Origin of the sequence: Paenibacillus sp. FSL M7-1455, assembly GCF_038004655.1 — a bacterium.
GTDB lineage: Bacteria > Bacillota > Bacilli > Paenibacillales > Paenibacillaceae > Paenibacillus_AQ > Paenibacillus_AQ cookii.
This window is the reverse complement of record NZ_JBBORO010000001.1, coordinates 4,407,867-4,432,500: the sequence shown is the minus strand read 5'-3', so window position 1 is coordinate 4,432,500 and position 24,634 is coordinate 4,407,867. Positions and strand designations below refer to the sequence as shown.

The window sequence follows — 24,634 nt, the reverse complement described above, 5'->3', positions numbered from 1 at the left end:
TTTGAGAGGAGCTGTCCTTAGTACGAGAGGACCGGGATGGACGTACCGCTGGTGCACCAGTTGTTCCGCCAGGAGCATGGCTGGGTAGCTACGTACGGACGGGATAAGCGCTGAAAGCATCTAAGCGTGAAGCCCCCCTCAAGATGAGATTTCCCAGTATGTAAGACCCCTTGAAGACGACGAGGTAGATAGGTTGGAGGTGGAAGTGCAGCAATGCATGGAGCTGACCAATACTAATCGGTCGAGGGCTTATCCTAAAAGCTTTCTGAAAGAAAGCTCGCTACGGAAGCATGAACAAACCCACCAAAGTGAAGAGCAGCCTCGTAGCTGATTCCGAGTATTTTGGCGGGGGCCGGAACAAAAACCGGGAAATGCTACGGAAACATTAAAACGCAAAACGTTTCGTATCTAGTTTTCAGGTGATCAAACATCTGAATGATTTTGAAGCTGCAAGTCCTTTTAGAGGATGGATATTTTGCTGGTGAGTGATCTCCGAAGAAAAAGAGCGCAAAAATCCTGTTTGGTGGCGATAGCGGAGGGGTTCCACGCGTACCCATCCCGAACACGACCGTTAAGCCCTCCAGCGCCGATGGTACTTGGACCGAAGGGTCCTGGGAGAGTAGGACGTTGCCAAGCGTACATATTCCCTGATAGCTCAGTTGGTAGAGCACTCGACTGTTAATCGAGTTGTCACAGGTTCGAGTCCTGTTCGGGGAGCCATTAAGGCCCGTTGGTCAAGGGGTTAAGACACCTCCCTTTCACGGAGGTAACAGGGGTTCGAATCCCCTACGGGTCACCATTACTTTCCCTTGATTGGGACGAGAATCCAGTCGGGTTCATAGAAAATTTAAGGAGACTTAGCTCAGCTGGGAGAGCATCTGCCTTACAAGCAGAGGGTCGGGGGTTCGATCCCCTCAGTCTCCACCATATCATCCTCATTAACGAGGATTCATAATGACGCGGGGTGGAGCAGTCCGGTAGCTCGTCGGGCTCATAACCCGAAGGCCGCAGGTTCAAATCCTGCCCCCGCAATTTATCTCCAAAAAGTCTACATATGTTTCGTAACATATTGCAGATCCTTTGCAGGAGAATTATTCAAGGCCGTGGAACCGTGGTGTAGAGGCCTAACATGCCTGCCTGTCACGCAGGAGATCGCGGGTTCGAATCCCGTCGGTTCCGCCATTTTACTTCGCTTCAGGAATGATTCTTGGAACGATTCAAACAAAGTGAGAGCCATTAGCTCAGTTGGTAGAGCACCTGACTTTTAATCAGGGTGTCGAAGGTTCGAGTCCTTCATGGCTCACCAGTTTTACTTTCACTTGCGGACGTGGCTCAGCGGTAGAGCATCGCCTTGCCAAGGCGAGGGTCGCGGGTTCGATTCCCGTCGTCCGCTCCAATATTTGCGCCCTTAGCTCAGCTGGATAGAGCGTTTGACTACGAATCAAAAGGTCAGGAGTTCGAATCTCTTAGGGCGCGTTTTATAAGCCGGTGTGGCGGAATTGGCAGACGCGCGCGACTCAAAATCGTGAGGGAAACCGTGGGGGTTCGAGTCCCTTCACCGGCATTCAATTTCATAACGGGATGTAGCTCAGCTTGGTAGAGCACCTGGTTTGGGACCAGGGGGTCGCATGTTCGAATCGTGTCATCCCGATCACGGAAGCCATCGAAATTTTCGGTGGCTTTTTTGCTGTATAAATATGTAATCCCCAGGTCACAATAAAAGAAAAAGACAGGGAATAGAAGGGGATTATCGTGAATGCAACTCGGATCAAGAAACAACTGCAAAAGCAGTGGCGTCGTTTGAAACGCCGGTCGTTAACGTTAGGGTTATCTTCGCTGTTGATCGCGATCGTGTGGGTCAGCATGTATTTGCCGGACAAGGTACAAAGCTTGCTAAGCTCCAAACCGCCAGTGGCCATAGAAACGCTTCAATATTATCAGCAATCCGAAGGGATGAGCGATCCGGAGGATTCGAACTTTTGGAAACTGCTTAACAAATCCAAGCAAATTAATGAGGTGGTCGTCCGCCACAGTTATGTTTGCGGCGAAGAGGAACGGTCGTTAGGCAAGCTGAACGTGGATGAAATATATAATTTGCTGAATGAACACCCGTCCTGGAAGGGACAATTTGAGGGGCAGGGCAAAGTCGTTTTGAACGAAACGATTCATGATCTTTCGCCGGCCTGCAAACAACGGGCCTACATGAGTTTGGACAAGGACGGCAATTTGTCTTTGTTTGACGGTCCGCCCGAACAGGAGAAAGTCATTAAGACGTTTTTTCAGCTGGATATCAACTCCATGGAGTCTTCCTTGCCGGACGATGCGTTAAGACATTTGTATGACGGCATTCGCATTCAAGACATCGACGAATATAACAGCGTCCTGTCCACGTTCAGCGATTACGCGCGTGAAGGATGACGGCCGATGCTAAAAGAAAAGGATCCCTTATGTCAGGATGACATTCGGGATCCTTTTGTCGTATCCGGTTTGAAGTTAAAACGTGATGGTCCAATTCCGCGTATCCGGGAGCTGACCGGCCTGCAGGCCGGTGATGGTGTCATACAGCTTCTGGGACAACTCGCCGATCTTTTTGTCGTTGATAGCCATCGTATGCTCGTTCCAGTGGAGCTCGCCGACCGGCGAAATGACCGCTGCCGTACCGGTACCGAACACCTCTTCCAGTTGTCCTTGCTTGTAGGCTTCGTAAATTTCCTCGATGGATAGTTTCCGTTCTTCGACCGGAACTCCCCAATCCTTCAGCAGCGTAATGACGGAGTCGCGCGTCACGCCTTCCAGGATGCTGCCGTTAATTTCCGGCGTGATGACCGTGCCCGCGATTTTGAAGAAAATGTTCATGCTGCCCACTTCTTCGATATATTTCTTTTCGATGGCATCCAGCCAGAGCACCTGCGAGAAGCCTTCTTTTTTGGCGTTTTCCTGGGCTTTGATGCTTGCCGCATAGTTGCCTGCGGCCTTGGCATACCCGATCCCGCCGCGAACCGCACGGGTATAGGAGCTTTCCACGTTGATTTTGACCGGTTCCAGGCCACCCGAGTAATAAGCGCCTACCGGCGACAGGATGACGATGAGCTGATACGTGTACGAGGACCGTACCCCCAAGCACGGCTCCGTGGCGATGATAAATGGGCGGACGTACAAGGACGTGCCCTTCTCGGTAGGAATCCAGCTTTTATCGATCTCGATCAAGGTTTTGATCGCTTGGATGACGAACTCCCCGTCGACTTCAGGGATCCCCAGCCGGTCGTTCGAACGGTTCAAGCGTTCCATGTTTTTATCCGGTCTGAACAGCAGCACCTTGCCGGAGTCGGTCATGTAGGCTTTCAGCCCCTCGAAAACGGCCTGCCCATAATGAAACACCATGGCCGCAGGGTCCAACGCGATCGGGGCGTAAGGAACGATCCTTGGATCATGCCAGCCCTTTTCCGTATGGTAATCCATGATAAACATGTGGTCGGTAAAATATTTCCCGAAACTCAAATTGCTGCTGTCCGGCTTGTTCCCCGGCGTGGTGGTTAATTGGATTTTGATCTCATCGCTCATAGTCATGCGCTCCTATCGTACATTTATAATAATGTCTACTATAGATAACAAAAAATGATTGGTCAATTCAATGTTATCAATTAAAATAATAGTTATCAACTATGGTGGAGGGTCGGTCCATGGATTTTCGTCTGCTTGAGTATTTTCTGGCGGTTTGCGAAGAGCTGCATTTTACCAAGGCCGCCGTAAAGTTGGGCATCAGCCAGCCTACGCTTAGCCAGCAAATCCGGTTGTTGGAGGAAAGGGTCGGAACGCCGTTATTCCAACGGATCGGCAAAAAAAATTATTTGACGGAAGCCGGCATGACGTTAAAAGAGCACGCATTAAACATTTTTCACGAATTGGAACAAGCCCAAACCGAAATTAACGAACTCAAGGGGATGCAAAGGGGAAAACTTACCATCGGATGCTCGGGCAACCATTTGCTGACGGAAACGCTCATTTCCTTCCATCAAAAAATGCCGGGCATCTCGATTTCCGTGCACGAGCTTGCGACCGAAGAAACCAAGAAGGGACTGATCGACAACAAGCTGGATCTTGGGGTGGTGTTTCTGCCATTGGACGACGAACAATTGATCAGCATGGAGCTTTATACCGAGGAGCTTTGCCTTGCGGTTTCCGCCAAACACCGGCTGAGCCGCCAGGCTGCCGTCAAGCTGGAGGATCTTACGCTGGAGTCGCTGGTGCTGTTCCCGGAAAAATTTCTGGTGCGCCAAATGGTGGACGCTTACAGCAAAGAGGCCGGACATCGGCTGCATCCGATCATCGAGCTTTCTACCATGGATTCGATGCTGCAATTGGTCAAGCTGAACGTTAGCTGCACGATTTTGCCGAAATCGTATTTGAACATGATCCTTCACTCGGATATTGCCATCATCCCGATCGTCCATCCCGTTCCACAGAAAAAGGTGGGCATCGTATACCGCAAGCAAAAATTTTTGAACGCCGCAATGGTCGCTTTCATCCACGAACTGACGCAAACCTACAATTCTGCCCATACGCTGCAAAAGATGTAATCGATTGTCGGGGTACAACACATCGGAGAGCATCGCTTTAAATGACAAGCCGCGCAAAGTCCGACGAATTTCTGCTTTATGAAAATATGATTGGCGGCGGCCGAATGCCAGCCGATAGACGTTTTTCTGCTAGGGTCATAGACTTGATACGAAGTTTTACATTATAATGAATAGAACGAATACATATGTTCGCTTTCAATTTAGGGGAGAGAATTCATTTGCGCATATTAGGGATCGACCCGGGGATCGCCATCGTAGGCTTTGGTTTCATCGATCAAGCCGGAAGCAAGCTGACCCCGGTGCAATACGGCTGCATTCAGACCCAGGCTCACACGCCCGACGAAGAGCGGCTGCTGCATGTGTACGAAGCCATGATTCAACTGATCGATAAATATCAACCGGAATGCGTTGCTTTTGAAAAGCTGTTTTTCAACCGGAACGTCACGAATGCGATGCTCGTCAGCCAGGCGCGCGGAGTTTTGATCTTGGCGGCCACCCAGCGCGGCTTGCCCATCGCGGAATATACGCCGATGCAGGTGAAGCAGGCCATAGTCGGTTACGGCAAGGCGGAGAAAAAGCAGGTTCAGGAAATGGTCCGGATGTTTTTGAGGCTGCAGGCCGTGCCGAAGCCCGATGACGTGGCGGATGCCTTGGCCGTGGCGGTTTGCCACGCCCATTCGCACGCGTTAAATTCGAAAATAAACGAGGTATTGCGAAAATGATCGATTTTTTAAGAGGGCCGATGGTCCATCTGGAAAATGAATATATCGTGCTGGACGTTCAAGGGGTAGGATACCGCGTATTCTGCCCTAATCCTTTTGTATTCGCCAAAACGGAAGGACCCGTGACGGTGTACACCCATCATCATGTCCGGGAGGACGCGATCCTGTTGTTCGGTTTCCCGACCCGGGAGGAGCAGAGGCTGTTCCGCAAGCTGATCGACGTCTCGGGAATCGGTCCGAAGGTCGCATTGGGCATTTTGGCCGGAGGCACGCCGGAGCAGCTGGTTACGGCCATTTACCAAGAGAACATTACGTTCCTGACGAAAATGCCGGGGATCGGCAAAAAAACGGCGCAGCGCATGGTTCTGGACCTCAAGGACAAGCTTGACGGCTTCGGCACGGCTTCGCTGGCGACCGGACTGTTTGCGGTGCCCGAGCCCGAGGAAGGTGACGGATCGGCCTGGTCCGAGGCGCGGGAAGGCCTCAAGGCGCTGGGATACACGGATGCGGAGCTGGATCGGGTATGGCTCAAAATCAAGGATGAAACGGCGTTCGGAGATTCGGTGGACGTATTGATGAAAAAAGCGCTGAAGCTGCTTTATGCGGGGTAATCGAAGCATTCGGCTGCTGGGAGAGGGGCGACAGGAATGGATGACCGGATCATATCGGCAAATTTAATGATGGAAGACCAGGCGGTGGAGCTGAGCCTTCGCCCCCGGTATTTGAACGAATATATCGGACAGAACCAAGTAAAGGAAAACCTGAAAATTTACATCGAAGCCGCCAAGATGCGCAACGAGGCATTGGATCACGTGCTGCTGTACGGGCCTCCGGGGCTCGGCAAAACGACTTTGGCCAACATTATCGCCAACGAGCTCGGCGTCAATTTGCGCACCACCTCCGGGCCTGCGATCGAGCGTCCCGGCGATTTGGCGGCGCTGCTGACCAACCTGCAGGAAGGGGACGTGCTGTTCATCGACGAGATCCACCGGCTGCACCGTACGGTGGAAGAGGTGCTGTATCCGGCGATGGAGGATTTTGCGCTCGACATTATGATCGGCAAAGGCCCGAGCGCGCGCTCCGTCCGATTGGACCTCCCGCCGTTTACGCTGATCGGGGCGACGACCCGGGCGGGTCTGTTGTCCGCTCCGCTGCGCGACCGCTTCGGCGTCGTCAGCCGGCTCGAATTTTACAACGTGGATGAACTCAGCTACATCGTGTCCCGCGGGGCCGATATCTTCGGCATTGAAATCGTGGGGGACGCGGCCGAGGAAATCGCTCTGCGTTCCAGGGGCACGCCGCGGATCGCGAACCGCCTCCTGAAAAGAGTCCGGGACTACGCCCAGGTGCGGGGGGACGGCATGATTACGCCGAAAATCGCGGAAGAATCGCTGAAAATGCTTCAAGTCGACCCGCGCGGCTTGGACCAAATCGACTACAAAATGCTTACTTCGATGATTACGAGCTTCAAGGGCGGGCCGGTCGGCCTCGATACGATAGCGGCCACCATCGGCGAAGAAAGCCAAACGATCGAGGATGTGTACGAGCCGTACCTGCTCCAGATCGGCTTCCTGCAGCGGACGCCCCGGGGCAGGATCGTGACGGCTGCGGCCTATCAGCACTTAGGACTGCCGATGCCCGATCCCCGTTAAATCAATCGCGATGTTAACATTCATTTTGATATAGACTTCATGGGATGCAAGGAGGAACATAACGAGTGCGAAAATCGACGGTACCGAAGGTAGTTACATGGTGTGGCAAAGGTCTTTTGGCCGTATTGCTGGCCGCCGGCGGCTTGCAGCTGTCCGGCAAGGCATCGGCTCTTTCGGCCGACCAGATCCGGGTCGGTTTGTTTATGGATTTAGGCAGCACGTATAAATCCACGCAGGCGGCAGTGACGCTTTCCTCCGGACAAGCTTGGTCCGTAGGATTCAAAGCGGCCGGAGGGCCATCCTCCGCCTTTGCGCTTGCCGCCGGAGAAGAAGCGCGCTTCAGCATCGACGGCTTTCGCGTGAAGGTGCTGGAAACGAGGGATTTTTCGGCCGCCTCCGCGGCCTACAAAAAACTGGCGGCCACGGCGGACAAGCCGTTTCTGTTTGCGGCCCAGACCTCCGCAGGACAAGTGTACCAGCTCTATGCCGGGCCTTATGCAAGCGAGCAGGCGGCCGCTACAGGAGCAGCCCGCACGGCCAAAACCGCGGCCGCTTATCTGGAGGGGCAGGTTCCCGCGGTGAAGGGCCCGAAGCATTTGACCGCCGGTTCTTACGATACGGAAGCGCAAGCGGCGGCAGCCGCAAGCTCCATCAAGGATGCCGGGTTTGATGCGGTGGTCGCGCTGGAGCAGACGGCCGACGGCGGCAGCCGCTACGCGGTTTGGGTCGGGGAAGCGGCAAACGATCAGGATTTGGCCGCCCTGTCAAGCTCCGCGGCGGCGCAATTGCCGCAATTTGCGCTCTCGAACGCCGATGCCGGCCTTCCGGGTTTGATCATCCGGCAGGATGTAGGCCAAGGGCAAGCCGTCAAGCATTTTCAGGTCAGCGGCAAAGACGCCAAAGCATGGGCTTCGAGCAGCGGCTCGGAACTGAAGGTTAAGGAAAGATCAAACCGTTCTTACCGCGGGGCGATGGAGATCAGCGTTTTGAACGGGCAACTTGCGCTTGTCAATGAGCTGCCGTTTGAAGAGTACCTCTATTCGGTCGTCGGCGGCGAGGTGCCGTCCTCGTGGCCTGCGGAAGCACTGAAAGCCCAAGCGGTTGCGGCGCGCAGCTATGCGGAGTTTCAAGTGGGGCAAAGCAGCAAGTTTAAAATCGCGGACGTCGTCGACACGACGCTGAGCCAGGCTTACAATGGGGTCGCCTCCGAATCCCCGAGCGTGGTCGAAGCGGTCGACGCAACCCGCGGCGAAGTGATCCGGAAAGACGGGAAAGTGGTCGAGGCGGTGTTTTCCTCCAACGCCGGCGGCGCGTCGGCCGATCCTTCCGAAGTGTGGAACAGCGGCGGGGATGCGTTCGCCAGCGTGCCAAGCGAGGGGGACACTGCCGCGACGAAGGGCCAAAAAATGTGGTACCATGTGCTGCTCCCTTCCGGCGTCAGCGGCTATGTGCGCGAAGACAACGTAAAAGAGACCGGCACGTTTACCGGCGGCGGACTCGCCAAAGTGACCGTGACGGCGAAAGATACGAACGTTCGCCCGCTGCCGCTGATTCAGTCCGATAAAAGCCCTGTCGCCAAAATGAATCCCGGCGATACGGCAGTCTTGCTGGAAAAAGTGAACGAATCCGGCACGTACTCCTGGGTTCGCGGGCCGTTCACGTCGGCCGAGCTGCTTAAAAGCCTGCAGGGCAAAACCCAGACGCCGCCTCCTTCCCCGATCGTGACGCTGGACGTCACGAAACGCGGGCCGTCCGGCCGGGCGACGGAAATCAAGGCCAACGGCCAGGTTCTCGACGTAAAATACCCGGACCTGTTCCGCTCGGCGCTGGGAAGCCTTCCAAGCACCTTATTTGATATTGTCCAAACCGGGAGCTATACTGTACGGAGTGCCGACGGCACGACGGCCAAAAAGACCGGTTCGTCCGGCGCCGCCGTCGTCTCGGCTTCCGGCCAAAGCACCCTTGCGGGCGGCGGAACGGTCATCCTGAGCGGGGACGGCAGCGCCCGCAGCGTCGACAAAAACGAAGGTTTTATGTTCGTCGGCCGCGGCAACGGGCATGGCCTCGGACTCTCGCAATGGGGAGCGAAAGGGATGGCTGACGAAGGGTATGGTTATCAGGATATATTGAAACACTATTACCAGAACGTAACTATTACTAAGGAATGACGCAATATGAACGTAGACTTGTACGATTTTAACCTACCGGAAGAATTGATTGCACAGACGCCGCTCAAGGAGCGGACGGCATCGCGTCTATTGACGCTGAACAAGCAAAACGGGGCGATTGCCCATCATACATTCAAGGATATCGTGGACCAGCTGCATCCCGGCGATACGCTTGTGCTGAACGATACGCGGGTCATTCCCGCGAGATTGTTCGGAACCAAGGAAGATACGGGCGCCAAAGCGGAGGTGCTCCTGCTGAAAAACCTCGGCGAAGACCGCTGGGAAGCGCTCGTCAAACCGGGCAAAAAGCTGAAGCCGGGCACGTCGATCGTTTTCGGGGACGAGCTGAAAGCCGTCATCGAAGATGAAGCCGACATGGGCGAACGCGTGCTGAAGTTTTATTATAAAGGGATTTTCCAGGAGATTTTGGACCGGCTCGGCCAAATGCCCCTGCCTCCGTATATCAAGGAGAAGCTGGATGACCGGGAACGGTATCAGACCGTATATTCCCGCCATGAGGGCTCTGCGGCCGCGCCGACAGCCGGGCTTCATTTCACGAAAGAACTTCTCGAGGAAATCGAGCGCAAGGGCGTCACGATCGCCTATTTGACGCTTCATGTCGGGTTGGGCACCTTCCGTCCGATGTCCGTCGACAAAGTCGAAGACCATGTGATGCATGCGGAGTATTATTCCGTTTCGCAGGAAACGGTCGACGTCTTAAACGCTGCGCGCAGCCGGGGCGGACGCATCATTGCCGTCGGCACGACTTCGTGCCGGACGCTTGAAACGCTTGGCACCCGGTTTGCGGGCGGGCAGCTCGAGGCTTGCAGCGGCTGGACGGATATTTTCATTTATCCGGGTTATGAATTCAAGGTCGTGGATGCCCTGATCACCAACTTCCATCTGCCCAAGTCCACGCTGGTGATGCTGGTGAGCGCGCTGGCAGGCAGAGAGCATATTTTGCATGCGTACGAAGAAGCGATCCAAGAGAAATACCGCTTTTTCAGCTTCGGCGACGCCATGTTTATTTATTAAGTCCGATCGAGCGGAATCTAAGAGGATGGTATCTATATGACTGCAGCAGTTTATTACGAACACATTAAAACATGCAAACAATCCGGAGCGCGCCTCGGCCGCGTCCATACCCCCCACGGGGTGATCGAAACGCCGACCTTCATGCCGGTCGGGACGCTGGCCACCGTCAAAACGATGAGCCCGGAAGAGCTGAAGTCGATGGACGCGCAAATCATCTTGAGCAACACCTATCACCTTTTCCTGCGCCCGGGCCACGATATCGTCCGGGAAGCGGGCGGGCTGCATCAATTCATGAATTGGGACCGCCCGATTTTGACCGACAGCGGCGGCTTCCAGGTGTTCAGCTTGAGCGAAATGCGCAAAATCACCGAGGAAGGCGTGCATTTCCGTTCCCACCTGAACGGGGACAAGTTATTCATTTCTCCTGAAGTGGCGATGGAAATCCAGAACGCGCTCGGCTCCGATATCATGATGGCATTCGATGAGTGCCCGCCTTATCCGGCCGAATACGATTACGTCAAAAAATCGCTGGAACGGACGTCGAGATGGGCCGAGCGCTGCCTGAAAAGCCACGCGCGCCCGCATGACCAGGCGTTGTTCGGCATCGTGCAGGGAGGCATGTACGAGGATTTGCGCAAACAAAGCGCGCGGGATTTGACTTCCATGGATTTCCCGGGGTATGCTATTGGTGGACTCAGCGTTGGAGAGTCCAAGCAGCTGATGTATGAAGTGCTGGATTATACCGTTCCGCTCCTTCCGGACAACAAACCCCGTTATTTGATGGGCGTCGGTTCTCCGGATGCCTTGATCGAAGGTTCGATCCGGGGCGTGGACATGTTTGACTGCGTCCTGCCGACGCGGATTGCCCGCAACGGAACGACGATGACCAGCCAAGGACGGCTCGTCGTGCGAAACGCCCAATACGCCAGAGATTTTGGCCCTCTTGATCCTGCATGCGATTGTTATACTTGCCGGAACTATTCAAGAGCCTACCTTCGTCATTTGATCAAAGCCGACGAAACCTTTGGCCTCAGGCTGACGACGTACCACAACCTGCATTTCCTTATCAACCTGATGAAGCAAGTGCGGCAAAGCATCATGGAAGACAGGCTGCTTGATTTCCGCGATGAGTTTTTTGAGCAGTACGGTCTTCATGACAATGATAAAGGTTTTTAATCCGAAGGTTTTTCGGAAGCAGCTGAAACTGAAACGACGGGGTTAATCCATGAAAGGGGGGAAAGGGATGTTCGAAAAATTCGAAAGTTTTGAAATTGCGGCAGGCGCAGGCGGCGCGGCAGGCGGCGGAAGCAACTTCCTCAGCTTGATTTTGCCTCTCGTGCTGATGTTTGCGATTTTTTATTTCCTGCTTATTCGTCCGCAGCAAAAGAAACAGAAAACCCGGAACTCGATGCTCAGCGCATTGAAAAAAGGGGATAAGGTCGTTACGATCGGGGGCCTTCACGGGACGATCATGGAAATTACGGACGACACGGTCGTATTGCGCGTCAATGACGTTACGAAGCTTACGTTCGACCGCAACTCGATCAGCCATGCGATCAGCACGGCAGCCGAAGGCGAAAAATAAGCTGCAGCGACATAACGAATCACAAGATTACTTATGGATTCATTTCATCATGACCGATAAGCGACAATGGAGCGGGTATACGGGGAAAATTCCTATGATCGCTTTCTTTGAAGCGTCCAACGGCATGGATGAAATCGGTTATTGCAGCGAAGATGCAACATCGTTAGCCGAACCAAAGAGGCGGTTCCCGTTCAGGGAGCCGCCTCTTTGATCATGTGTAAGCGTATAGCTCTCGATATTATAATCCGCCAAACATTTTGCGCTGCCGGTGAAGCAGGGATTCGTTTTGGCTTCGCAAGGAAAGCTTGGCGAACAGGATGCCCGCATTGGAAGCGATGAGACCCAGAATGGTGCCGGCGATCATATCCGTGAGCCAATGAATGCCCAGATAGAAGATGCTGAAAATCACGATGATGGCGCTGACCGTCGTCATGATGCCGAAGCGTCGGTTGCCGGAACGCAATCCCAAAACCATCATCGTCACCGAAATGGACGTATGGAGGCTTGGGAAGCAGTTGTTGATGCCGGATAAAGGCCTGTACTCCTGCTCGAAGTTCGGAAAGACCTCCAGCATGAGGAATGATGCTCCGGATGGCGGGTAAGACCACACCTCATTGACCGGGAAAAACAGGTAAAACGGAATCGCGACCGTATAGTTGATGATAATCGCGAAGCAAGTGGCCAGCACGAACACTCTATTTTGATCGGAAACATAAACGCCGAGCGACGCGACAAGCAGCGATTGAAAAACCACCACGTAGAAAAAAACGAGGACGGGCGTAAGGTACGGGCTGTGGAAAAAGTCCTGAAAATGTTGCACGAAATGTCCTTCCAAGCCGAATACCCAAGGCGTGAAATCTTTATGGTAATTCATGTTTTCTTCGATCTGCAGCTCGTATTTGTTCAGCAGAAGAATCCCTACCATGATGCAGAACAGCAGCAAAAACTTGCGCGAAGTTAGCAGCTCTTTCATAAACAGGTAGGCCGCTTTGAACGGGTTGCGGAGCGTACCCAGCCAGATCAGCAGAATCACGGCGACTGCCGAGGCGATGGATATTCCCTGCATGGATTGGTAGATCAAATCAGAAAAAGCCTCCTCTTGTAAGAATCAAGTGAACCTAGTGTACCATATTTCAAGAGGAGAGGCCTTATCGATTCACTTATTTTTAAGGTTCACGCCGAACATGCCGCCGATGGCCGCCGAGGCAAACGCCGCGGCAAGCAGCAGCAGATCCCCCGTCTGCAAATGGCTGTCGAGCGCGAGAAAACCGATCATGATGATCAGCGCGCCGTACAAAATGCCCGTCAGGCCGCCTTGGTACCAGCCTCTTTTTCCTGCCCGCTTGCCTGCGACAATCCCCCCGAACAACGATGCAACCGCATGGACCACATAAATGTAGCGGGAAAGGCTTTGTTCGTCCATGCCGCTGGACCACAGCAGGAGGGAAAGGACAAGCGCGCCAAGCATCATCCAGAAAAAAGAATAGTAGAGCCCGGACAGAATCGGATTTGCGATCCGAAAAGAAAGCACGCGCCGGATCATGTGCATAACAGGAACCCCCTTCATCATTACTAGGAATTTTTTCTTCAATCCCCTAACCATAAGTTAATGTAAATCTATGTCCAAGCCTCCCGGGGTAGTACAAGTAATTTTCCAATTATTAATCCGCGCGGCAGTGCATGCCTGAAATGGACGAAGGCCAAAATACCCTTATATTCTTCCAACAATATCGCATCAAAGGGAGGGCTTGGGTGTGGCTGCTCACATTTTGGTCACCGTATTTCGGACGGTACTCATGTATTTTGTCATCTATCTGACTTTAAGGATTATGGGAAAACGGGAAATCGGAAAGCTTTCGATTTTCGATCTCGTCATTTCCATCATGATCGCCGAAATCGGCGTTTTTGTGCTGGAAGATATCAAGCGCCCGGTTTTCGACGGGATCGTTCCGATGATCACGCTGGTCATCATCCAATTGATCATTGCCATCGTCAGCCTGAAGAGCAGGAAAGTGCGTTTATGGTTCGAAGGCGAGCCGAGCATTCTTGTGGCCAAGGGCAAGCTCAACCGGGAGGAGATGCGGAAACAGCGGTACAACCTGGACGATTTGCTGCTCCAGCTGCGCGGGAAAAACATCCAAAACATCGCGGACGTCGAATTTGCCATTCTGGAAAACTCCGGGCAGCTGACGGTCATTCCCAAATCTCCTTCCGCTTCGCGCGAGGAAACCCGGCAGCCGTTTGGCGGGAACGATCCCCAAACAAGCGGCGGCACGGCTTGGGCGCAGCCCGAAACAAAACGACCCGCAAATCCGCGGCAGACGGGGAAGATTGCGGCAAACGGCGGATCCAGGTCGAAAAAGCTCTTTTTTGCCCCGGCCGGAACCTTCACTTTCGGCGTGCTTCCCGTTCCGCTGATCATGGACGGAAAAGTGCAGGACGACAATTTGCGGAAGCTGAGAAAAAACCGGTTTTGGCTTAAACATCAAATTCAGCAGCATGGCGTCAAAGAGTTCAAGGACGTATTTTTATGCTCGATCGACCCGAACGGCAAGGTGTACGTCGATCCGAAATAAACCTTATGCCGCAGGTTTCCCCGGCTCGTCCGAGCCGAACCATTTGCCGATGACCGGCATTCTTCTCACGTCGCGCGGCGAGACCAGCTTCACGGCAAAAACCGTGACCAGGAACGCAGCCGCGCCAACGAGCGCCGATGCAAAAAGCTGAATCCATCCGAAGCCGGCAAACGGAAAATGGCGGAAGGCATACGTCGTTAGGGCAGCCATGATGAGCATGGCGCAAAGCAGTTTCACCATGTCGAAAAGCTTGAAGCGGTACGCGAGCAGCCGGCTGATGCTAAACCCGTGAAGGATGGTGACGACGATGCTGTTGATGATGATCGCGATGACGGCGCCGTAAATGCCGTATTCCGGCTGGGAAGACAAATACCAGATCAGGAACAGCTTGATCGAAGCGCTGACCAGCGTGTTGAACAACGCCCTTCCGGGGCGGTCCAATGCTTGCAGCGTGGCTTGCAGCGGGGCCTGTACATAGACGAAAAGCGCAAAAGGGGCCAGCATCCGCAGCATCCCCGCGATGTCCGTGCTGTTGTACAACAAGCGGCAAAGCGGTTCGGCGAGCACGTACATGATCACGGAGAAAGGAGCGCCCGTAACCAAGGCGAGCCGGATCGTTTGGTTGAGCCGCTTATGGATCGTCAGCCTGTCTTTGCGGGCAGCCGCTTCGGAAAGGGATGGAACCAGCGATACGGCCAGGGAAGAGGTCAACGCGCCGGGCAGGAGCAGGACGGGAATGATCATGCCCTGCAGCGCGCCGTATTGCGCGGTGGCGACGGACGTGGCGATGCCTGCGATGGCAAGGCTTTGCGCGGTGATAATCGATTCGAACAGGTAAGAAAAGGAACCGACCAGCTTGCCTGCCGTCACCGGAATGTTGATGCCCATCAAACGAGAAAACAAACCCGGGCTTGACGCTTGATGGCGCGAGCCTTTTTCGGTTTTGGCCAGCTTTGGCCGCTCCTTGCGGAACTGCCATAACAGGGCGAGCAGCCCGAAAAATTCGCCGGCCGTAACCCCAAGCATCGCTCCTGCCGCGGCATAAGCAATCCCCTTGGGCAACAGCAGGTAAGCGAACCATAACGTGCAGCCGATTCTGGCCACGGTTTCGATGATGCTTGAGGCGGCGGAAGGGATCATGTTTTGCTTGCCTTGAAAATAGCCTCTGTAAACGGATGATACAGCAACGATGACCAGCATCGGGCTCATGCTGATAAACGTGTAGTAGACGCGCGAATCCGTCAGGATATGGCTCGTCACCCAGGGCGCAAGCCAGACGGAAAGCGCCATGAACAGAATGCCCAAACCGACGGTCAGCATCAGGCTGACGCGGAGAACGAATTCGGAATTTTGCGGTTTGTTCTCCGTTTCCGCTTCGGATATCAGCTTGGCCACCGCAAGCGGAATCCCGCCGGTGATGATGGTGACCAGCACCAGGAAAAAAGGATATCCGAGCTGGTAAATGCCGACGCCTTCGGCCCCGATGATGCGGGGCAGAGCGATGCGGGGAATAAATCCCAAAATCCTGTTGACGATCCCGGCGGCGAGCAAAATCATCGTGCCTTGGATAAACGTCTGCTTTTTCGATGTCCCCGTGCGAGGTGTTAGCTTGTTCAAATGCGCCACTCCCTTTTTCCGTGCCAGCTCTTTTGCTGCTGCCTTCGTTGCGACAGACCTTTTGTATATGGATATGCCGGACTCGTCCATTCATACCAAGACATTTTTGCGCGAAGGTTTGGCGAAAACCGTAAAAAGTCTTGCAATCCAAAAGAAGGAATGGGGCCATGCGGAGTCGAATGTGGTAGTATAAAAGTATAACTTGGCAGGAAGACACCAGGGAGACGGGGAGGAGGGTGCGCCAGTGAGCCCGGAATATATGAGCGAAAGCGAGATGGATGCCGCCATTGAGGCGTTGTGCCGGAGCAAGGCGGAGGAATTCAGGCTTATCGGTTATGAACATGTGACCAGCAAAGACATCTGGAACTGCATCAGCAGCAAATACGAAAAGGAAGGCATTCCTCCTTTGTATAAGCTGACCAACGATATTCTCTCTCTGAAAGTCATGGCATTTATGAACTTTATGACCATATCTGCATATAAAGGTTCCTCTTTCGATTAAGGGAGAGGAACTTTTTCAGGTTGGCGGCTAAGCGGATAAGGCCTCTCCTCAAGCTCCGGAAAACCTCCCGGCGGGCGGAAACGACAAATATTGATAAATTGACTGCTTTTTGACGCATGGCTATAATAGGAATATTGAGAACGAAAGGGGAACTAGGAACGGCATGAAAAGAATTGCTACTTTCATCATCGTCGTGCTCGTTGCTGCGGGAATCATGGCCTGGTCGACTCCGGGATTGCTGAACGGCGTCCGGCTCGGTCTTGATCTTAAAGGGGGCTTCGAGATTTTGTACGAAGCTTCGCCGCTCGAAGCCGGACAAAAGATTACGAAACAGTCCCTCACGCGTACGGCGGAAAGCCTGGAGAAGCGCGCCAATGCGCTTGGTACCAGCGAACCCGAAGTAACCACCGAAGGTACGAACCGGATTCGCCTTAAAATCGCAGGCGTAACCAACGAAGCCGAAGTCAGAAAGAAAATGAAGGAGCCGGCCTCGCTGACATTCCGCAGCGCGGAAGGCTGCAAGGCGCCTGCGGAAAACGCGCAACCGAAGGATATATATTGTAAGGTCGAGCTGGTCGGCAGCGATTTTGTCGAAAACGGAGCTTCCGTAGGCTACGACCAACTCAACCAGCCCGTCATCGATATCAAGGTGAAGGACAAAAAGAAATTCGCGGATGTCACCAAACGTTTGATCGGCAAAAACCTGGCGATCTTCCTCGATGACAACATGCTGTCCGACCCGACGGTCCGTCAAGAGCTGACCGACGGCAAAGCCCAAATTTCCGGCAGTTATTCCATCGAAGAAGCCAAACAAATCCGCGACACGATCAATCTGGGCGCCCTGCCTTTGAAACTGACCGAAAAATATTCTCAAAGCGTAGGCGCGACGCTGGGCAAACAATCGCTGCAAAAAACGATCGAAGCAGGCATCATCGGTTCCATCGTCATTCTGCTCTTTATGATCGCGATGTACCGTTTGCCGGGCATCATCGCCAGCTTCGGGCTGATCGTGCATACCTGGCTGCTCATCCTGGTGTTCGTCTGGGCCGACTTTACGCTGACCCTTCCGGGCGTAGCGGCGTTTATTCTCGGGATCGGGATGGCCGTCGACGCGAACATCATCACAAACGAACGGATTCGGGAAGAAATCCGCAACGGCCGCAGCATCACCTCGGCGGTCAAAGCGGGGAACAAATCCTCCTTCCGCACGATTTTGGACTCGAACATTACGACGATTATCGTCGGTGCGGTGATGTTCGCGTTTGGGACAGGCGCCGTTAAAGGTTTCGCCCTCGTCCTGATCGTCGAAATCGTGCTGAGCATTTTGACGAACGTGTATTTGACCCACTTCCTGCTTAGTTTGCTCGTCAAGGGCGAGCTGCTCAAAAAACCGAAGCAGTTCGGGGTAAAGGAGAGTGAGATCAATGCACTTTAAGAGAGAATTCGACTTCGTGAAGCTCAGCAAGCCGGCCTTTATCTTTTCGATCGTGCTGACGATCGCCGGCATTATCGCGCTTTCCGCTTTCGGTTTGAACTACGGCGTTGATTTCCGCGCGGGTTCGAACGTGGACGTGAAGCTGTCCAAAAACGTGACGGCTGAAGAGATACAGCCGGTGCTCAGCGCCATCGGAGTCGCCAAAGAAGACGCGCATATCACGCCGGGGGATCAGCGGGTGAACATCCGTTTCACGAAAGTGCTCCAGGAGGATCAGGACGAAAAGCTGAAAGCGGAAATTCAGAAGCTGGACAAGTCTGCATCCTTCGAAATCAACACCGTTGATCCGGAAATGGCCAAGGAGCTCGGCCGGAATGCGATCTATGCCGTACTCATATCCTGTATCGGGATCATCATATACGTAAGTATCCGGTTTGAATGGCGGTTCGCGTTAGCGGCCATCGTCGCGCTTTTGCATGACGCGTTTATGGTCGTAGCGATCTTCTCCATCTTCCGGCTGGAGGTCAGCCTGACGTTCATCGTCGCGGTGCTGACGATCATCGGTTACTCGATCAACGATACGATCGTTATTTTCGACCGGATCCGCGAAAACCTGCGTTTCGGCAAGCAGAAGACGCGCGAGGATTTGGCCAAACTGCTGAACCACAGCGTCAACCAAATGCTGATGCGTTCCTTGTATACAGCGTTTACGGTATTTATCGCCGCGTTTTTCCTGTTCCTGTTCGGCGGAGAATCGATCAAAATGTTCTCGCTGGCCATGGTCATCGGCCTGATCTTCGGGGCATACTCTTCGATCTTCATCGCAAGCCCGCTGTGGCTGCTCTTTAAGTACAAGCAAAAACCTAACCGGAAAGCGGTCAAGCCTTCCAAAGCGTAAGGTTCTTGTACAGGTGAAAGCCGCGTCCCATGCGACGCGGCTTTCGATCTTCCATGTGGAACTCATCAATGGCTTATTCACCTCGAAGAAACGGATGCAGGTGCGTCATAACCGTACGGATGACATCCATTTCAAAGAAAAGAATCGGCATGTTGGGACTGCCGGAGAGGAGGCAAACATGAGCACAGGGCGTTCACATTCTTCCGATACGGTCACTTGGGCGGGAATGATCGGCGATTTGTCGCTGGCCGTTCTCAAAGGGACATTAGGTTATTTCGGGGGAAGCAAGGCATTGCTTGGCGATGCGTTGTATTCCGCTTCCGATGCGGTGACCGCGTTGAACCGGCTCATTCCGCGCCGCATGTCCGCCAAAGCTTGGGGCGCAGGCAAGCAGCCGAAACGCTCGCACCGAACGGAGCCTTTGTTTGCGATCATTTTTGCGGTGCTTGTTCTGATGGGAGGGCTGCAGATCGCGATCGCTTCCATTCGGGAAATCGCTTCGGGAACCATCGAGATACCGGAATCGTTTACGCTCATCGCCATTTTTGTGTCGTTGGCCGTAAAGGAAGCCATTTTTCAATTCCAATACCGCTATTCGAAAAAGCAAGGCGACGGGAATCATACCGCTTATGCCGAAGAACATCGCTTTAGCTTGTATACTTCATTGACCGTCTGCATCGGCGTCTTTTTGTCCTTGGCAGGCGACGGTTTGCAGGTGAAAGCGCTGATGTACATGGATCCGGTTGCGGCTCTGATCGTGGCGGCTTTGGTGCTCCGCAAAGGGTACCTGATGATCGTGACATCCGTTTACGGTTCGCTTGTGGAGGAAACCCAGCAGGAGGACTCTCTGAATTTCATCGAGACCGTGCAGCGGGTACACGGCATCATCACCGTCGACGATTTGAAGGCAAGGGAGCAAGGACATTACGTAACCGTTGATCTGAAAATCAGCGTCAATCCCCGCATTACGGTGCTGGAAGCAAACGAAATCGCGGAGCGGGCCAAAAAACTGCTGATGAACCGCTTCGTGCATATCAGTGACGTGAATATCCAAGTCGTTCCTTATGATCCCGGCTATCCGTACAAATCCAATCATCAGCTTACGGATAATGACATGCCGACGCTGCTTCAATAACGCGTTGAATCGCGCATCGAAGGCGCAAGCCGGCAGGGAAAGAAAGGTGAAGACGATTGTTTGAATCAAAATATTCGTGGCAGATTCCTTCCGGACATGAAGAGACCGCACGAACTTTGGCTAAGCAGCTTTCGGTATCCCCATTGACCGCTTCGCTGCTGGCCTCCAGAGGCATCACCAGCCTGGACGATGCCGAAATGTTTCTCGGGGGCAGCCTTGACGCTTTGCATGATCCGTATCTGCTCCTCGGCATGGATAAAGCCGTACCGCGGATTCGGCAGGCGGTTGAACAGGGGGAACATATACTCATATACGGGGACTACGATGCGGACGGCGTTTCCAGCACTTCATTAATGATTTTTTTCATGCGGCATTTGAAGGCCTCTTTCGATATTTACATTCCGCATCGTTCCAATGAAGGCTACGGGTTACATAACCATGCGCTGGATTGGGCCCATCAGCAAGGCGTCAGCCTGATTATAACGGTGGACACGGGCATAAGCGCGGTAGAGCAAATCGCCTATGCCAACGCGCTTGGCATCGACGTGATCGTGACGGATCACCACGAAGCGCCCGAAGTGCTTCCTGAGGCGTATGCCCTCATCAACCCGAAGCAGCCGGGTTGCCCTTATCCGTTCAAAGGATTGGCGGGCGTCGGCGTAGCTTATAAACTGGCACAGGCCATACTCGGGGAACCCCCGGTGGAATGGACCGAAATCGTCGCGATCGGCACGATCGCCGATCTGATGCCGTTAACCGGGGAAAACCGCATTTTGGTCAGCCGCGGACTGGAATCCATGCGTCGCACCTCGTTTCCGGGAATTCGCGCCCTGATGGAGGTCAGCGGGATTACGATGGGATCGGTTACGGCCACGAACGTGGCATTCGGGATGGCGCCAAGAATCAATGCCAGCGGCCGGCTGGACCATGCCGGTTCCGCCGTGGCTTTGCTGACGTCCGATGATGCGGACGAAGCGCAGCGGCTGTCCCATGCCTTGGACGATCTGAACAAGGAACGCCAGCAGGTCGTCGAATCGATCGTCGAAGAGGCGCTTGGGCAGCTGCAGCATAAATGTACGGACGGCAGCGTTCCGGACGTGATCGTTCTGGCAGGCGAAGGCTGGAACGTCGGCGTCGTGGGCATCGTCGCTTCGAAAATTTTGGAACGTTATTACCGCCCGGTCATTATTCTCGGCATCGATCCCGAAACCGGGATGTGCAAAGGTTCGGCGAGATCCATCCCGGGGCTTGACATTTACGAGGCGCTGACCTCCTGCAAAGAGCTGATGGACCATTACGGCGGGCACCCGTCGGCAGCCGGCATGAGCCTGCACAAGGATCAGCTTCAAGCGTTTGAAGAAGCTTTGAACCGGTTTGCCGCCGCAGCGATGACGGAAGAAGATTATATTCCCGTCACGGCTGCGGACGGCGAATGGAGATTATCCGACGTTCCGCTGGACGTTATCGACGAAATGGAGATGCTGGCGCCGTTTGGCATGGCCAATCCGGTGCCGAAGCTCATTTTCCGCGGAACCCAGCTCGTCGAAACGAGAAAGATGGGGAAAGACGGCAAACATCTGAAGCTGGTCGTCCGACAGGACGGTGCGCGGATGGAAGCCGTGGCTTTCGGCAGGGGAGATTTGGCGGACGTGCTGGAAGAGGGAATGACCCTGGACATTCTGGCCGAGGTTTCGGTCAACGAATGGAACGGGTCGCGGAAGCCGCAGCTTATGCTGCAGGATATGCGGATCGTGGGACCGCAGGTGTTCGATTTGAGGGATGCCAAAGAGCCATGGAGGCTCGTCCGGCAAATCTACGACCGGATATCGCCGCATATGCGGCTGGACCGCAAACAGATCGCGGCCGTATTTAATCCGCGCCTCGAAGGTTCCCCGAAATTGCATTTGAATGATTGCACCCTTTGGGTATATGATAAGAATGCTGGAATTTCGGCATATAACGACGCAGCCCATACCTATGACGCTGACCAGATTACGACTTTGTTTATGATACACGTGCCCGACTCCGCGGATCAGCTCGATACGCTGCTTGCCACGTTCAAAAACCTCTCCAACCTGTTCCTGCTCCACTCGGGACGGAATCAGGCGGAGAAGCTGACCGTGCCGAGCCGGGACCAATTCAAACTGCTGTATGTATTGCTGATGCGGATGGCTGCGGAGCCGATCAGGGAGAAGGAAGCGCTTCTCCGTCTAAGTCAGCAGTCCTCCGCGACATTGCGTATGGTCTCGATGATGATGGACGTATTTGAGGAGCTTTCGTTTATTGAACGCCGTGACGGCCATATCGTGGTCATTCCGAAACCGCCGAAACGCGAACTGAGCAGTTCAGCGCATTTCTCCGCATTGGGCAGCCTGGCCGAAATGGAGCAACATTTGCTGTATGCGGGCACATCCCAATGCACGAGCTGGATGATATCCCGTTTGGAAGGCGCCAGCTAAACGCATGACCTTTCGTATAACACTTAGGAGGAGATTTATTTGGATTACAAGAAACATATTCGGGTCATTCCCGATTTCCCGCAGCCGGGGATCAGCTTCAAGGATATTACCACATTGCTTCAGAACGGAGAGCTGTACAAAAAAGCCATCGACGACCTTAAACAAATGGTTTCCGCTCTGAACATCGATGTGATTGCAGGTCCCGAAGCGCGCGGATTCGTGGTAGGCGCTCCTCTGGCCTATGCGCTTGGCGTCGGTTTTGCGCCGATCCGTAAAAGCGGGAAGCTTCCATACGAGACGATCGAGGTCGGTTATGATTTGGAATACGGCAAAGACCGTCTTGCGATGCATACGGATGCGATCCGCAAAGGACAAAACGTGCTGATTGCGGACGACCTGCTGGCGACCGGAGGCACGATTTCGACTTCCGTCAACCTCGTGCGGCAGCTGGGAGGGAATGTCGTCGGCGCAGCGTTCCTGATCGAGCTTTCGGCTCTGAACGGACGCGAGAAGCTGCCGGGGATCGAAGTGTTCTCCCTCATGGAATACGAAGATTAATCGCCAATAGCGAATTCTTATAAGGATTGTCCGGGACTCACGTTTTCCCGGGAAATATTAGGAATACCTTCGGGTCGATTCAGACCTGAAGGTATTTTTTGCTTTGTGCCGCAAATATACATGGAGTAGGGGTGTTGTCCACTCGCGGGCATGACGAATTTTCCCCGGGTTGTACGCAGATTGTTGGAATGCTCGGCGGCGATACGAAATAGTGTTATAAGAGAGGATAAAAACTTCATATTTTTATAATAAACAGAAGAAATTCTCTTAACATCCCGATTTTCTTCTCCTACCCCAAAGCTGATGCCGTTCCGCCGTTTTTATCCTCAAGCCAAAGGAATGTCTGCCGACAATCATGGAAAGGGAGCCGAAAACATGAAAATGAACAAAAAGGGAATGTCTGTCATTGTGTTGTCCGTGTTATTGTTGTCGTTTATGCTGAGCGCCTGCGGCGGAAGTGGAGCAAGCCCGAAAGAAAGCAGCGGAACGACGAAGGAAAACGGCGACGGAAAAACGCAAGAAAACGTCAGCAAAGCCGAGCCGGTGAAATTGGAATTTTGGACGATCTCGCTGCAGCCGACCTTTACGGATTATTTCAATAACCTGATCTCGGAATATGAAAAAAGCCATGAGGGCGTGACCATCGACTGGAAGGACTATCCTTACGATGCCGTTACCAACAAGCTGCTTACCAGCATTGCCAGCGGATCCAGTCCGGACGTGGTCAATTTGAACACGGAATTCGCGAGCCAAATGGGTTCCAAAGGCGCCGTAACCGACCTGAACTCCTTTTTGACCGATGAACAGAAGAAATCATATTTTGACGGCATCTTCAATTCTACCGTGATCGACGGAAAAGCCTATGCCCTCCCTTGGTACACCGGCACCGAAGTTCTTTTTATGAACACCAAAATCGTCAAGGCGGCCGGCCTGGATCCGGCAAATCCGCCGAAATCGCAGGATGAGCTGATCGCCTGGGCCAAACAGATCAAGGAAAAAACGGGGAAAACGGGATATGCGACGCAGTGGGTTTCGAACCTGTTCCCGAAAGAAGGCATCAAGATCCTGAACGAGGACAAAAGCGCAGCCGCATTTAATACGCCGGAAACGAAAGCGATCCTCGAAAAAACAAAACAGAAAATCACCGACGGCGTCATCATGAAGGAGGATGTTCCGTTCACGAAGCAGATCCAATATTATTCCAGCGAACAGGTGGCTTTCGAAATCGCAGGCCCGACGTTCATCAACTTCCTGAAAACCTCGGCACCGGACGTTTACAAAAATACGGTTGCGGTTCCGCTTCCGACAGGCAAAGCCGATGTGCGCTTGTCGAACAGCATGAACGTCGTCGTGCCCGCCAAGTCGAAGCACCCGAAGGAAGCGGTGGAGTTTGCGGCGTTCATTACGAATGCGGATAACCAGACGGCGTTTGCCAAAGCGGCCAATACGCTTCCGTCCACGAAGGAGTCCATCAAGGATCCGTTTTTTACGCAGTCGGACAATACGCTGGAAGCCCAGGCCAAAATCGCTTCGGCCAACAGCCTGGATAAAGCGGTCGATTATATGGTCGGCGTCCCGAACGCGTCGGATATCAACGGGGCGATCGCCAGAGGCCTGCAAAAAATCATGCTGAACGACGCCGACATCGCTTCCACGCTGAACGCCATGGAGCAGGAGGTCAATCAGGTGTTGAAAAAGTAAACGGGACGGTGAAT

General features: G+C 53.6%; 21 protein-coding genes, 10 tRNA genes and 2 rRNA genes (1 of these 33 running past the window's edge). 29 read left to right on the top strand and 4 right to left on the bottom strand.

The features are described from left to right. The 13 genes from NYE48_RS20455 to NYE48_RS20395 form a co-directional block, all read left to right on the top strand. Positions 1-257: ribosomal RNA gene (locus tag NYE48_RS20455) — 23S ribosomal RNA — on the top strand; it begins 2,791 nt to the left of the window's first position. Between the two features lie 262 nt (positions 258-519). After that, a 5S ribosomal RNA gene (gene rrf / locus NYE48_RS20450) occupies positions 520-636 on the top strand. 8 nt (positions 637-644) lie between these two features. After that, positions 645-720, top strand: a tRNA-Asn gene (locus NYE48_RS20445). 4 nt (positions 721-724) lie between these two features. Beyond that, positions 725-799: transfer RNA gene (locus NYE48_RS20440), tRNA-Glu, on the top strand. A 52-nt stretch (positions 800-851) separates the two neighbouring features. Continuing rightward, positions 852-927 (top strand) — tRNA-Val (locus NYE48_RS20435). Between the two features lie 31 nt (positions 928-958). Beyond that, a tRNA-Met gene (locus tag NYE48_RS20430) sits at positions 959-1,032 on the top strand. A 73-nt stretch (positions 1,033-1,105) separates the two neighbouring features. Next, positions 1,106-1,182: transfer RNA gene (locus tag NYE48_RS20425), tRNA-Asp, on the top strand. Between the two features lie 48 nt (positions 1,183-1,230). After that, positions 1,231-1,306 (top strand) — tRNA-Lys (locus tag NYE48_RS20420). A gap of 15 nt (positions 1,307-1,321) precedes the next feature. After that, positions 1,322-1,396 (top strand) — tRNA-Gly (locus NYE48_RS20415). 6 nt (positions 1,397-1,402) lie between these two features. Then, positions 1,403-1,476, top strand: a tRNA-Arg gene (locus tag NYE48_RS20410). Between the two features lie 8 nt (positions 1,477-1,484). Continuing rightward, a tRNA-Leu gene (locus tag NYE48_RS20405) sits at positions 1,485-1,564 on the top strand. Between the two features lie 13 nt (positions 1,565-1,577). Further along, a tRNA-Pro gene (locus NYE48_RS20400) sits at positions 1,578-1,651 on the top strand. 101 nt (positions 1,652-1,752) lie between these two features. Next, positions 1,753-2,418: a BofC C-terminal domain-containing protein gene (locus tag NYE48_RS20395; RefSeq protein WP_246537350.1), complete on the top strand. Its 666-nt coding sequence runs from the start codon at positions 1,753-1,755 to the stop codon at positions 2,416-2,418. Positions 2,419-2,493: 75 nt separating this feature from the next. Here NYE48_RS20395 and NYE48_RS20390 read toward each other — a convergent pair whose 3' ends face one another. Continuing rightward, positions 2,494-3,561 (bottom strand): branched-chain amino acid aminotransferase, encoded by a 1,068-nt coding sequence (locus tag NYE48_RS20390; RefSeq protein WP_212951811.1) that lies wholly within the window; start codon positions 3,559-3,561, stop codon positions 2,494-2,496. A 119-nt stretch (positions 3,562-3,680) separates the two neighbouring features. On the opposite strand from NYE48_RS20390, the gene NYE48_RS20385 reads away from it, so the two are divergent. From NYE48_RS20385 to yajC, 8 genes are all read left to right on the top strand, one after another. After that, positions 3,681-4,577, top strand: coding sequence for a LysR family transcriptional regulator (locus tag NYE48_RS20385; RefSeq protein WP_036711178.1), 897 nt, complete (start codon positions 3,681-3,683; stop codon positions 4,575-4,577). A gap of 218 nt (positions 4,578-4,795) precedes the next feature. Beyond that, the gene (ruvC, locus tag NYE48_RS20380) at positions 4,796-5,299 is read left to right on the top strand and encodes a crossover junction endodeoxyribonuclease RuvC (protein ID WP_340999811.1); all 504 of its coding nucleotides are present in this window, start codon (positions 4,796-4,798) and stop codon (positions 5,297-5,299) included. Beyond that, positions 5,296-5,910, top strand: a complete 615-nt coding sequence (ruvA, locus tag NYE48_RS20375; RefSeq protein WP_036711183.1) for a Holliday junction branch migration protein RuvA — start codon at positions 5,296-5,298, stop codon at positions 5,908-5,910. The genes ruvC and ruvA overlap by 4 nt, the downstream gene beginning before the upstream one ends. Positions 5,911-5,946: 36 nt before the next feature. After that, positions 5,947-6,951: a Holliday junction branch migration DNA helicase RuvB gene (ruvB, locus tag NYE48_RS20370; protein WP_212951810.1), complete on the top strand. Its 1,005-nt coding sequence runs from the start codon at positions 5,947-5,949 to the stop codon at positions 6,949-6,951. Between the two features lie 65 nt (positions 6,952-7,016). Continuing rightward, positions 7,017-9,119: a SpoIID/LytB domain-containing protein gene (locus tag NYE48_RS20365; RefSeq protein ID WP_340999810.1), complete on the top strand. Its 2,103-nt coding sequence runs from the start codon at positions 7,017-7,019 to the stop codon at positions 9,117-9,119. Between the two features lie 6 nt (positions 9,120-9,125). Continuing rightward, positions 9,126-10,154, top strand: a complete 1,029-nt coding sequence (gene queA / locus NYE48_RS20360; protein ID WP_212951808.1) for a tRNA preQ1(34) S-adenosylmethionine ribosyltransferase-isomerase QueA — start codon at positions 9,126-9,128, stop codon at positions 10,152-10,154. Positions 10,155-10,190: 36 nt separating this feature from the next. Then, positions 10,191-11,330 carry a tRNA guanosine(34) transglycosylase Tgt gene (gene tgt, locus NYE48_RS20355; protein ID WP_340999809.1) on the top strand — a complete coding sequence of 380 codons (1,140 nt, stop codon included), beginning with the start codon at positions 10,191-10,193 and terminating at the stop codon, positions 11,328-11,330. 67 nt (positions 11,331-11,397) lie between these two features. Continuing rightward, positions 11,398-11,739 (top strand): preprotein translocase subunit YajC, encoded by a 342-nt coding sequence (gene yajC / locus NYE48_RS20350; RefSeq protein WP_036711185.1) that lies wholly within the window; start codon positions 11,398-11,400, stop codon positions 11,737-11,739. A 238-nt stretch (positions 11,740-11,977) separates the two neighbouring features. On the opposite strand, the gene NYE48_RS20345 is transcribed toward yajC, so the two are convergent. Further along, positions 11,978-12,820 carry a phosphatase PAP2 family protein gene (locus NYE48_RS20345; RefSeq protein WP_246537119.1) on the bottom strand — a complete coding sequence of 281 codons (843 nt, stop codon included), beginning with the start codon at positions 12,818-12,820 and terminating at the stop codon, positions 11,978-11,980. A gap of 75 nt (positions 12,821-12,895) precedes the next feature. After that, positions 12,896-13,288 (bottom strand): TIGR04086 family membrane protein, encoded by a 393-nt coding sequence (locus NYE48_RS20340; protein ID WP_339323902.1) that lies wholly within the window; start codon positions 13,286-13,288, stop codon positions 12,896-12,898. A gap of 247 nt (positions 13,289-13,535) precedes the next feature. Here NYE48_RS20340 and NYE48_RS20335 point away from each other — a divergent pair, with 247 nt between their 5' ends. Next, the gene (locus NYE48_RS20335) at positions 13,536-14,315 is read left to right on the top strand and encodes a DUF421 domain-containing protein (protein ID WP_341000699.1); all 780 of its coding nucleotides are present in this window, start codon (positions 13,536-13,538) and stop codon (positions 14,313-14,315) included. 3 nt (positions 14,316-14,318) lie between these two features. Here the strand turns inward: NYE48_RS20335 and spoVB are convergent, their stop codons facing one another. Beyond that, positions 14,319-15,872 (bottom strand): stage V sporulation protein B, encoded by a 1,554-nt coding sequence (gene spoVB / locus NYE48_RS20330; RefSeq protein WP_445324075.1) that lies wholly within the window; start codon positions 15,870-15,872, stop codon positions 14,319-14,321. A gap of 319 nt (positions 15,873-16,191) precedes the next feature. Here spoVB and NYE48_RS20325 point away from each other — a divergent pair, with 319 nt between their 5' ends. The 7 genes from NYE48_RS20325 (at position 16,192) to NYE48_RS20295 (ending at position 24,620) form a co-directional block, all read left to right on the top strand. Beyond that, complete coding sequence (locus tag NYE48_RS20325) at positions 16,192-16,434, top strand: post-transcriptional regulator (RefSeq protein ID WP_341000698.1); 243 nt, start codon at positions 16,192-16,194, stop codon at positions 16,432-16,434. A 163-nt stretch (positions 16,435-16,597) separates the two neighbouring features. Further along, the gene (gene secD, locus NYE48_RS20320) at positions 16,598-17,869 is read left to right on the top strand and encodes a protein translocase subunit SecD (protein WP_212951805.1); all 1,272 of its coding nucleotides are present in this window, start codon (positions 16,598-16,600) and stop codon (positions 17,867-17,869) included. Continuing rightward, positions 17,859-18,767 carry a protein translocase subunit SecF gene (secF, locus tag NYE48_RS20315; RefSeq protein ID WP_036711197.1) on the top strand — a complete coding sequence of 303 codons (909 nt, stop codon included), beginning with the start codon at positions 17,859-17,861 and terminating at the stop codon, positions 18,765-18,767. The genes secD and secF overlap by 11 nt, the downstream gene beginning before the upstream one ends. 178 nt (positions 18,768-18,945) lie before the next feature. After that, positions 18,946-19,902 carry a cation diffusion facilitator family transporter gene (locus NYE48_RS20310; protein ID WP_036711304.1) on the top strand — a complete coding sequence of 319 codons (957 nt, stop codon included), beginning with the start codon at positions 18,946-18,948 and terminating at the stop codon, positions 19,900-19,902. Positions 19,903-19,958: 56 nt separating this feature from the next. Next, positions 19,959-22,361, top strand: coding sequence for a single-stranded-DNA-specific exonuclease RecJ (recJ, locus tag NYE48_RS20305; RefSeq protein ID WP_340999807.1), 2,403 nt, complete (start codon positions 19,959-19,961; stop codon positions 22,359-22,361). A gap of 39 nt (positions 22,362-22,400) precedes the next feature. After that, positions 22,401-22,919: an adenine phosphoribosyltransferase gene (locus NYE48_RS20300; protein ID WP_036711201.1), complete on the top strand. Its 519-nt coding sequence runs from the start codon at positions 22,401-22,403 to the stop codon at positions 22,917-22,919. A gap of 375 nt (positions 22,920-23,294) precedes the next feature. Beyond that, the gene (locus tag NYE48_RS20295; protein WP_340999806.1) at positions 23,295-24,620 is read left to right on the top strand and encodes an ABC transporter substrate-binding protein; all 1,326 of its coding nucleotides are present in this window, start codon (positions 23,295-23,297) and stop codon (positions 24,618-24,620) included. The last annotated feature ends 14 nt before the right edge of the window (positions 24,621-24,634 follow it).

What these genes read in the sequence shown, in the direction of transcription:
- NYE48_RS20390 (WP_212951811.1), bottom strand. Translation starts at nt 3,561, where the DNA reads ATGAGCGATGAGATCAAAATCCAATTAACCACCACGCCGGGGAACAAG.
- NYE48_RS20385 (WP_036711178.1), top strand. Translation starts at nt 3,681, where the DNA reads ATGGATTTTCGTCTGCTTGAGTATTTTCTGGCGGTTTGCGAAGAGCTG.
- ruvA (WP_036711183.1), top strand. Translation starts at nt 5,296, where the DNA reads ATGATCGATTTTTTAAGAGGGCCGATGGTCCATCTGGAAAATGAATAT.
- ruvB (WP_212951810.1), top strand. Translation starts at nt 5,947, where the DNA reads ATGGATGACCGGATCATATCGGCAAATTTAATGATGGAAGACCAGGCG.
- queA (WP_212951808.1), top strand. Translation starts at nt 9,126, where the DNA reads ATGAACGTAGACTTGTACGATTTTAACCTACCGGAAGAATTGATTGCA.
- tgt (WP_340999809.1), top strand. Translation starts at nt 10,191, where the DNA reads ATGACTGCAGCAGTTTATTACGAACACATTAAAACATGCAAACAATCC.
- yajC (WP_036711185.1), top strand. Translation starts at nt 11,398, where the DNA reads ATGTTCGAAAAATTCGAAAGTTTTGAAATTGCGGCAGGCGCAGGCGGC.
- NYE48_RS20340 (WP_339323902.1), bottom strand. Translation starts at nt 13,288, where the DNA reads ATGCACATGATCCGGCGCGTGCTTTCTTTTCGGATCGCAAATCCGATT.
- NYE48_RS20335 (WP_341000699.1), top strand. Translation starts at nt 13,536, where the DNA reads ATGTATTTTGTCATCTATCTGACTTTAAGGATTATGGGAAAACGGGAA.
- spoVB (WP_445324075.1), bottom strand. Translation starts at nt 15,872, where the DNA reads ATGATTTTGCTCGCCGCCGGGATCGTCAACAGGATTTTGGGATTTATT.
- NYE48_RS20325 (WP_341000698.1), top strand. Translation starts at nt 16,192, where the DNA reads ATGAGCGAAAGCGAGATGGATGCCGCCATTGAGGCGTTGTGCCGGAGC.
- secD (WP_212951805.1), top strand. Translation starts at nt 16,598, where the DNA reads ATGAAAAGAATTGCTACTTTCATCATCGTCGTGCTCGTTGCTGCGGGA.
- secF (WP_036711197.1), top strand. Translation starts at nt 17,859, where the DNA reads ATGCACTTTAAGAGAGAATTCGACTTCGTGAAGCTCAGCAAGCCGGCC.
- NYE48_RS20310 (WP_036711304.1), top strand. Translation starts at nt 18,946, where the DNA reads ATGAGCACAGGGCGTTCACATTCTTCCGATACGGTCACTTGGGCGGGA.
- NYE48_RS20295 (WP_340999806.1), top strand. Translation starts at nt 23,295, where the DNA reads ATGAAAATGAACAAAAAGGGAATGTCTGTCATTGTGTTGTCCGTGTTA.